Below are 7,974 nucleotides of genomic sequence, written 5' to 3'. Positions count from 1 at the left end.
AAGAGACAGGGCGCGGGAGCGGCGGGGACCGACGGTGGGCTCGCTGCCGACAGGCGGTTCCTTCCGGTCTGGAGGGCTGCTCTCGGTGGGCCTCCGCCACAGCCGTCGCAGCGCGTTGGTGAGACGCCTGAACATCAAGCGATGTTACCCAAGCGCCTGCTGGAGGGGATCCCCCATCACGGAGCTTTCTTGCTCGCCCATAAGGCAGGCTTGCAGCCGGGGCGGGGCATGCCATCGTCCCCGTCCCATGACGAACGCGAGCCCGAAGCCAGCGCCTCCCTCCACGCCGGAAGGTGTGTTCGCCAGCCTGCTGGAGCAGTTGGGGGAGGCGGGCCGGACGCCGTCGGAGGTGCCCGCGGCGCCGAAGACGCCCGAGGCCCTGGCGGAGGCCCTCTTCGCCGTCGCGGCGGGCACGGGCGCGGCGCTGTTCTCCGTGTGGGCGGCGGAGGACCCCGCCGAGGACGGCGGTGAAGTGGAGGGTTCGGAGCCCGGGACGTGGATCAACGCGGGCATCACGTTCTACTTCATCGCGGAGGACGCGCCGGACCGGGTGGGGTTGCTCGGCGGGGAGCGGGTGCCGGTGCGGCAGCCGCTGGCGTACGCGTTGTATGGGCCATTGGGGCAGGCGTTGTCGGCGCATGCGAAGCGGGGCGCGGATCCGAAGTGGCCGGGGCGCGGCAGCGTGTCGTTCCCAGCAGGCGCGGCGGATCCGGACCTTGTGTTCCGGGTGAGCTTCCGGGACGACGACCTGGGCACCTGGACCACGGCGCAGGCAAGGAGCCGCGAGACGCGCAAGGCGTTCCCGAGCATCGCGAGCCTGCCGCTCGCCGCGGACGCGAGTGCGTTCCTGGAGAGGTACTTCCGGGAGTTGGACAAGGCGCTGTTCAACGGCCAGTTGGTGCTGCTCACGGGAGCATCCGGAACGGGCCGCAGCACGACCCTGCGGGCCCTGATGGACGCGCTGCCCGACAACGTGAACGCGTTGGCGGCGGTGGAGGAGCCGAAGGGGGGTGCAGTGGGCACCATCGGCATGGTGCGGGTGGGGAAGGAGTTGACCCTGGCGCAGGCGGTGCGGTCGTTCCTGAGGCAGGACCCGGATCTGCTCTTCGCGGACGAGGTGCGCACGCTGGAGGACCTGCGGAACCTGTGCAACGGAGCGCTCACGGGCCACGGCACGGTCTGCGTCGTGGAGGCGAAGACGCCCGAGGACGGCTACGCCTGGCTGACGGAAGCGATGCCAGGCCTGCCCTTGCTGCCGCTCACCGTGCACCACACGCGAGATGCGACGACGGGCACGTTCGGGATGACGCTCCACGAGACGAAGCCCACGGAAGACGGCACCGCGCAGCAGCTCGTGCCGTGGGCTCCTCCGGCGGGAGCCGGGGTCCCCACGCCACACGTGGGCGTCCGCCCTGCGAACCCGGACGAACTGCCATGACCTCGCATCGGTCGTCAGATGGATTGGATCTGCTTCATCGCCTACAGGATTGGTACGTTGCTGAATGCAACGGCGACTGGGAGCACTCCTTCGGCGTCAAGATAGATACACTCGATAACCCAGGGTGGATGGTTACGATTGATCTGTTGGAGACGCGCTGGAGCGATCTGGAGCTGCCGCGTCAGCTTGTGGAACGTGCTGAACGAGACTGGGTGCAGACGGAAGTCACCAGGTCCCAGTTCATCGGTTACGGCGGTCCACGAAACCTGGACGAGATTCTCCGGGTGTTCTTTTCGATCGTCGATGACCGAGGTCGAGAAGGACCGTCGTAAGGCCGAGGGGATGACGGACAAATGCAAACGCCGCTGCACAAGGTTGGGATCGTAGTTGATCAGAACTTCGGAGACCGGGTTGCTGACTTGGCTCGAGTCTTTCACGTCTGGGTCGTTGAATCGCGCGATAACACTCCAGGCATCCAAAGAGTTTGGGAAGACGGAATGGTGGATGCCGCAGCCGATCCTCTCGCGGTGGGCGTCACATCATTCGCCGCTGTCGAAGGAGAATCTCCTGAAACCATGTGTGCCAGGATCGCTGGTGATGTGGACGAGCACCACAATGAGTTCGCACATGAGCCCCCGTGGTCCGAGATCGAGGTCTTCGGGGGCAAGCTGACGGCAACCCTGCGGGACATCTTCGAGGAACTCGGAGCAACGGCCTGTGTTCCAACAGAGGAGGGGTTCGTCTGTCGGCGGAGTCCTTCTGATTCGGAGCCCCGTGACCCTTGAGCAATTGGAAAGAAGCCTCGCGCTCCTCTTCGAACACGCCCGTTCAGGGGGGGTGGTCCAGGTCGATCTGGAGAAGCGGGATTACTACTGGAATGTGCCCAGCCCCGAGTGGGTGGACATGACCGGGCAGCCCGAGGTGGTGGTGGGCTCGCTGCACGACGATGCAGCGGAACTGGAGAAGCTGCTTGAAGCGCCCGAACGGGCTTCTGTGGTGGACCTCGACAGAGTGGCTGCGATGCTCCGGGCGATATCGGATCAGATCGCATTCTGACGGACGAGGTCGTCATGGGTCTCTTGCTCCAGGGCTCCACGCCCTGCTCTATCTGTGGCCAGGTCATCGAGGCGGGAGTTCCCGCGGTGGTGCTTCCTGCCTTCGTCTGGAACGACGCGGACGCGCTCCTCCCGTTCAATGACGCCTCGATGCACCGCACGTGCTTCGAAGCGCATCCGCTGCGAGTTCAGGTGGAGGCCGCCCTCGAGGAACTCAACCGCAAGACGGGGCCTGGACGGCGGAAGTGCGCCGTGTGCGGAAGCGAAGTGCTGGATCCGGACGACTACCTGATGGTGCCCCGGCTCACGGATGACGTGACCTCCCCCGCACATCGCTTCAACTACACGCACCTGCACCGTTCGCAGGTCCGGGAGTGGCGTGAACTCGGGGACCTTGAGCGCATCCTGGAGCAATTCGACACTGCGGGAGGCTGGGAGGGGAGTGTGCTTCGGGAGTTGCTCCAGCAGCTCCGACAACTGTCGGCATGAACGCCAACCGGTTCCACGGAGCAGAGATGTCACGCGTTCGCAGTGATTGGATTGAGTCGGCGGGCGGCCCTCTCGTGATGATGCCGCTCTCGGTACGGGCTGCCTGGAAGGGCGTCAGAGGTGAGGACTATCGCGAGGCATGTGCCGTCGAGGACTCCCTGGGTTCGCTGGCCCGTCCTTGGGGAGACGTGCTGGTGCTAGGCGATGAGCCGTTGCGCACAGCGGTGCTCTTTCGACCGGACGGTCCGTGCCTCCTTCGCTGGATGCATGCTCCGGACGAGAGGCGCCTGCTCAAGGTCGCGCTTGAAGCCAGGTTCGACGGGCTCGCGCCCACCGAGACCCTGAAGGTGGACGTGCGGGACGAGCCCTACGCCCTCTTCGATGGCGGCGCCGATGGACTGACGGCGGGCCTGTTGGAATTCAAGCCCCCTGCAGGGCCCAGGCTCATTCGCACCGATGTTGTCCGGGACGATGCAGCCGAGGTTGGCTTGATCCTCCACTGCTTCTAGCTGCGGTTTTGGTCGGCAGGACGCAGCGTCGCCGTCAACTGCCGCATTCCCCACCTGCAGGGCACGATGCCATCCGCACGTCGCAGCGGCTCCACGGCTTGGAGGAACGCGGCTTCGAGCGAAGCCTGTGACGACGGAGACAGGCGGTCCGCGTCATACGTCGTGCGGACGGAATCCCAAATCAAGCGAGGCTCCCCATCGCTCTGGACCACGAGGGGATGCACCGCGACGTCCCTGAACCCAGCGCGGAAGAGCTCCTTCAGCCCCTCTTCCGAGCGGACACGCGGATCGCCCAGCTTCATCGGCGGCTGGGCCTCCGCGGCCAGCAGGGGCTTCAGGAGTCCCAGAAACACCTCGAACGCTTCACCCCGCACGAGGTCTCCGCCGACGACCACGGACACCGTCCCCCCGGGCTTCAGCACGCGCCGGATCTCCGCGAGGACGGTCTCCACGTCATCCATCAACATGAGCGCCAGGTGGCTCAGCACGGCGTCAACACTGGCATCCTCGAAGGGAAGTGACTGGGCCCGCGCGTGATGCAGCGTGGCCGCGCCCCGCAGTCGCGCCTGGGCCGCCATGAGCTCGTGCTCACTCATGTCGAGGCCCAGCAACGAAAGCCCTGCCTGCTGCCGCTTCGCGAGCAGTTCCAGCAGATACCCGTCGCCACACGCAAGATCGAGCACGACCCGTGGCCGCGCATTCCGAGGCACGGTCTCCGCCAGCAGCGCGTAGGTGGAGGGAAGAACCTCTCCACCACGTTGCACGGGCGCCTCCGCGAACCAGCGCGAGGTCACCCCCGCGAGGCGACCATGGAAGTCGAGCAGGTACGACTCAGCGCTGGAGCGGGAGGACATGGACGAGGAGCCTGCCGGAGCGAAGCGGTCAGCGCTTGGACTTCTTCTTCTGTCCCGCGTTCGTGGCCTCGGCGGTGAGGCACAGCACGGAGTACAGATTCATCGTGTAGACGCTGTTCTCCGGCTCCAGGTCCGCGGCCTTCTGGAAGAACGCAGAGGCGCGGGTGTAATCGCGCTGGTGGTTCAGGACGATCATCCCCATGCGGTTGTAGAGCGGCGCGGGCTGCGGCAGTAGCGCGATGCTTCGCTCCAACAGGTCCAGCGCCTCCGCCAGCTTCCCCGCGCGCTCCAGCCGGACGACGCGCTGGAGCACCTCCTCGCGGGTGTCCTGGTCCCTGGGCGCCGGTGCCGGGACCGCGGGCGGACGTGCCGTCAGCGCCGCGCTCAACGTCACGGACGGCAGGGGCGCCTGGGGCCGTGCCGCTCCCCGAACGGCCTGCGCGGTCGGAGCCGCCGGTGCCGGAGCGGCCCGCACTTCCTGCGCCGGAACCGCCGCGACCTCACCCCGGGCCTCCGCCTCTTCGGAGGCCAGCGTGCCCACCAGCTTCGTCACCCCACGCTCCGACAGCGACTCGAACAGCGCGCGCAGCTCCACCTCCGTGACCTGCGTGATGAGCGCCATCTCGGACAGTGAGGTCCGCCCGTCCACCAGCGACAGCACATACGCCTCGAACGGACTGAGGTTCATGCGAGCGATGTCCAGGCCCCCGACAATCACCGGCCGCACCGGCGGTCCCCCGGGCCGCACCTTCGCCTGGAACGACACCACCCGCGTCTCCTCCTGCCGCGGAGGCCGGGGCGTCCCTCGCGCCCCCGTCTGCTCCGGCTGCGTCAGCAGCGCCCGCACCAGCGACACGTTGTCCCGGGGCGGCAGGTCCTCCACGCTCCGCACGAGCAGCAACTCACAGCGCGCGCACTGGAAGTCCCCCGGCTTGCTCGCCGCCCCGCAGTGCGGACACAGGTGGTCCTCCGGCGGGTGCTCGAAGGCGTGCGGATCCGCGTAGTAGTGCTTGCGGATGGCGGCCCGGATGGACCTGCGCAGCGCCACGAACGGCAACACCTGCGCCACGCCCACCGTCTTCGCGATCTCCTCCAGCGCCCGCTGACGCTGCGGCTCGGAGATGGCCACGTACAGCACGTCCTGCGCCAGCCGCAGCGGCATGAAGTCGAAGCCCTCCGCCAGCCGCACCGGCACCCGCTCCACCAGCGCCGCGTCCACCTTCGCCTGCGCCAGCTTCTCCGTGGACACGAAGCGCGTCTTCAACTCCTGCGCGAGCAGCCGCAACACCGGCGTCTCATCCACCCCCAGCCGCACCAGGCACTCGCCCAGCTTCTGACCCGTCTCCTGCTGTCGCGCGAGCGCCCGGGACAACAGCTCCGGCGTCAACACCCCGTCCAGGACCAACTGCTCCCCGAGTTTGCGCGTCATGCCCCTGATTCAAGGCCGCCCGCGTCCGCACGTCCACCCGCATCCGAGCGGTGAACCCCCTTTCCACATTCCGTGTTGCAAAGGTGTTCAAGTGACACTAAGGTAGTGTCAGAAATACACGAACAGGACGCAGTGAGGGGGAGCACCGATGTTCTTCGGATACATGAAGTCGACGCCGACCACGTACGTGATGCAGTTCCGGGACGGGAAGGTGGTCCGCGAGGGAGCGGGCCTGGCCTTCATCTACTGGAAGCCGGCGACGACGCTGGTGTCGGTGCCGCTGTCGAGCGCGGACGTGCCGTTCGCGTTCAACGAAGTCACCCGCGACTTCCAGCCCGTGACGCTGCAGGGGCAGCTCACCTACCGCGTCGAGGAGCCGCGCAAGCTGGCGGGGCTGCTGGACTACTCGGTGACGCAGTCGGGGCGCTACTGCTCGGAGGACCCGGAGAAGCTCGCGGACCGGCTGGTGCAGGCCGCGCAGGTGCGGGCCCGCGCGGTGGTGCAGTCGCTGGGCCTGCGCGACGTGCTGGTGCACTCGGACGCGCTGGAGTCCAAGGTGCTGGCCGCGCTCGCGGACACGGAAGCCGTGAAGGCGCTGGGCGTGCAGGTGATGGCCTTCTCCGTCCTCTCCATCCAGCCCACCCCGGAGATGGCGCGCGCCCTGGAGGCCGCCGCGCGCGAAGGACTCCAGCGGGAAGCGGATGAGGCCATCTACGCCCGCCGCAACGCGGCCGTGGAGCAGGAGCGCCGCATCAAGGAGAGCGAGCTGGCCACGGAGCTGGTGGTGGAGGAGCGCCAGCGCCAGATTCGCGAGGCGAAGATGTCCGCGGACATCGCGGTGGAGGAGCAGCGCTCGGCCCTCATGGACAGGTGGGTCCAGAACGAGCGCCAGTCCGCGGACGCGCGCGCGTACACCCTGGAGAAGACGCTCGCGCCCGTGAGGAACATGGACTGGAAGACGCTGATGGCCACGTCCGCGAACGGCGGCGACCCCGCGCTCAACATCGCCCTGGCCTTCCGCGAGATGGGCGAGAACGCCGAGCGCATTGGCGAGCTCAACGTGTCTCCGGACCTGCTGCGCTCGCTCCTGTCGAACACCGGCCCGCGCAACGACCCGGAGCCGAACCCCACTCCCACCGGCGGCGGCCGCAAGCCCAAGCCCCCGCGCGTGGACGTGCACCCCCTCAACGACCGCTGAACCCCTGAGTCCCTGAAGCACCGGACCCCGGAACCGGGGAGAGGCACGTCATGTTCGAGAAGGTGGTGCTCGTCACGCGCAAGACGCGCCTGTCGGAGCTGGTGGTGCGCTTCAACACGAAGAAGCAGGCGAAGTTCTACGTGGAGCGCGCCGGCCAGGACTTCACGGGCTTCGAGGAGGAGGACGACACCTACCGCCGCGCGGTGGACGCCCTGCGCGCGCAGCTGGACGTGGGGCTGCCGGTGCAGCAGGTGGACCGCTCGCTCGTGCCCACCTTCCTCTTCACCGGCAAGGAGCTGGTGGTGGCGGTGGGGCAGGACGGGCTCGTCGCCAACGTGGCCAAGTACGTGGGCGCCCAGCCGCTCGTGGGCGTCAACCCGGACCCCGAGCGCTTCGACGGCGTGCTCCTGCCCTTCCTCCCCGCGAAGGCCCGGGGCGCGGTGCTGCGCGTGCTGGAGGGCAAGGGGAACTTCCGCCACGTGCAGCTCGCCGAGGCGCGGCTGGGCGACGGCCAGCGGCTGCTCGCCTTCAACGACCTGTTCATCGGCGCGCGCACCCACGTCTCCGCCCGCTACCAGCTGCGCTTCGGCGGCAGGGAGGAGGCGCAGTCGTCCAGCGGCGTGCTGGTGTCCACCGGCGCGGGCTCCAGCGGGTGGCTGTCCTCCGTGTTCGCCCTGGCGCGCGCCCTCACGCAGCAGACGGGTGGGGTGCCGGGACAGCCGTGGCAGCTGGGGTGGGAGGAGGCGCGCCTGGCCTTCGTGGTGCGCGAGCCCTTCGTCAGCCGCCACTCCCGCGCGGACCTCGTGGGCGGCTTCGTCACCGAGCAGGATGAACTGGTGCTCGAATCGCGGATGCCCCAGGGCGGCGTCATCTTCAGCGACGGCATGGAGGAGGACTTCCTCACCTTCGGTGCGGGCGCCACCGCGCGCATCCGGCCGTCCGAGCAGCGGGCCCGGCTGGTCGTGCCCTGAAGTGCACCCGACGCCCACCCGCCGCATCAGG

10 protein-coding genes are annotated in these 7,974 nt (G+C 68.2%); 8 read left to right on the top strand and 2 right to left on the bottom strand.

All coding sequences use genetic code 11. From position 1 onward, the window contains the following. The first annotated feature begins 247 nt into the window (after positions 1-247). Genes D7X12_RS36325 through D7X12_RS36305 form a run of 6 tightly spaced genes read left to right on the top strand, consistent with a single transcriptional unit; the run spans position 248 to position 3,491 of the window. A complete protein-coding gene (locus D7X12_RS36325) occupies positions 248-1,438 on the top strand; it encodes an ATPase, T2SS/T4P/T4SS family (RefSeq protein WP_147443902.1) in 1,191 nt (396 codons plus the stop codon). Beyond that, on the top strand, positions 1,435-1,770 hold the full coding sequence (locus tag D7X12_RS45420; RefSeq protein WP_120629791.1) for an immunity 53 family protein: 336 nt from the start codon (positions 1,435-1,437) through the stop codon (positions 1,768-1,770). The genes D7X12_RS36325 and D7X12_RS45420 overlap by 4 nt, the downstream gene beginning before the upstream one ends. 21 nt (positions 1,771-1,791) lie before the next feature. Further along, positions 1,792-2,223, top strand: coding sequence for a hypothetical protein (locus tag D7X12_RS42635; protein WP_147443901.1), 432 nt, complete (start codon positions 1,792-1,794; stop codon positions 2,221-2,223). Then, positions 2,213-2,494 carry a hypothetical protein gene (locus D7X12_RS36315; RefSeq protein WP_120629793.1) on the top strand — a complete coding sequence of 94 codons (282 nt, stop codon included), beginning with the start codon at positions 2,213-2,215 and terminating at the stop codon, positions 2,492-2,494. The genes D7X12_RS42635 and D7X12_RS36315 overlap by 11 nt, the downstream gene beginning before the upstream one ends. Positions 2,495-2,508: 14 nt before the next feature. After that, positions 2,509-2,982 carry a hypothetical protein gene (locus D7X12_RS36310; RefSeq protein WP_147443900.1) on the top strand — a complete coding sequence of 158 codons (474 nt, stop codon included), beginning with the start codon at positions 2,509-2,511 and terminating at the stop codon, positions 2,980-2,982. Further along, positions 2,979-3,491 (top strand): Imm21 family immunity protein, encoded by a 513-nt coding sequence (locus tag D7X12_RS36305; protein ID WP_120629789.1) that lies wholly within the window; start codon positions 2,979-2,981, stop codon positions 3,489-3,491. The genes D7X12_RS36310 and D7X12_RS36305 overlap by 4 nt, the downstream gene beginning before the upstream one ends. Here the strand turns inward: D7X12_RS36305 and D7X12_RS36300 are convergent. Further along, complete coding sequence (locus D7X12_RS36300) at positions 3,488-4,345, bottom strand: class I SAM-dependent methyltransferase (RefSeq protein ID WP_120629788.1); 858 nt, start codon at positions 4,343-4,345, stop codon at positions 3,488-3,490. The genes D7X12_RS36305 and D7X12_RS36300 overlap by 4 nt on opposite strands. 28 nt (positions 4,346-4,373) lie before the next feature. Next, on the bottom strand, positions 4,374-5,774 hold the full coding sequence (locus tag D7X12_RS36295; RefSeq protein WP_120629787.1) for a GspE/PulE/PilB domain-containing protein: 1,401 nt from the start codon (positions 5,772-5,774) through the stop codon (positions 4,374-4,376). 148 nt (positions 5,775-5,922) lie between these two features. Here D7X12_RS36295 and D7X12_RS36290 point away from each other — a divergent pair, with 148 nt between their 5' ends. Then, the gene (locus tag D7X12_RS36290; RefSeq protein ID WP_120629786.1) at positions 5,923-6,972 is read left to right on the top strand and encodes an SPFH domain-containing protein; all 1,050 of its coding nucleotides are present in this window, start codon (positions 5,923-5,925) and stop codon (positions 6,970-6,972) included. A 50-nt stretch (positions 6,973-7,022) separates the two neighbouring features. Continuing rightward, positions 7,023-7,943, top strand: coding sequence for a diacylglycerol kinase catalytic domain-containing protein (locus D7X12_RS36285; protein WP_120629785.1), 921 nt, complete (start codon positions 7,023-7,025; stop codon positions 7,941-7,943). The last annotated feature ends 31 nt before the right edge of the window (positions 7,944-7,974 follow it).

This window comes from Corallococcus sicarius, from assembly GCF_003611735.1.
GTDB classification, from domain to species: domain Bacteria; phylum Myxococcota; class Myxococcia; order Myxococcales; family Myxococcaceae; genus Corallococcus; species Corallococcus sicarius.
Note: the sequence above shows the minus strand (reverse complement) of the source record. Positions and strands in the feature narration are given on the sequence as shown.